The sequence below is a fragment of the Paenibacillus sp. S29 genome (assembly GCF_049319765.1).
GTDB lineage: Bacteria > Bacillota > Bacilli > Paenibacillales > Paenibacillaceae > Paenibacillus > Paenibacillus polymyxa_B.
Genome location: NZ_JBMOUI010000086.1, coordinates 1 through 359, shown reverse-complemented (window position 1 = coordinate 359; position 359 = coordinate 1). Strand labels below are relative to the sequence as shown.

Annotated in this window: 1 protein-coding gene; it reads right to left on the bottom strand. The window is 51.0% G+C overall.

Translation table 11 applies throughout. The features are described 5' to 3' along the window. Positions 1-359: condensation domain-containing protein (locus ACL9RM_RS26605; protein ID WP_414126716.1), on the bottom strand; the 359-nt coding region annotated here is incomplete at both ends.

Here is a 359-nt window from a genome sequence, read left to right as displayed (position 1 = left end):
TGAGCCAGTATCGCAAAATAACTCGCAAACACTTCGCCTGTCACCAGCGACAAGCACCAGCCGTCCATCACGATATGGTGGAAGCTCCATACAAAACGGTACGCATCCTCACCTGTGCGCAAAACGGCCACACGCATCAAAGCATCTTGCGCCAGATCAAAGCCTCTTTGCTTGTCTTTGCGCGTATATTCGAGGATGTACTCGTTTTGCCGCTCTTGCTCCATATCCCGCAAATCCTCTACATACAGTTCGCTGCGCTTATTCCGATACACAACCTGAAGTGGTTCATCTTTCCAGCCGCTGTAGAAGTTCGTGCGTAGTACCGTATGCCGCTGCACCAATACATCCAAACTTGCCGC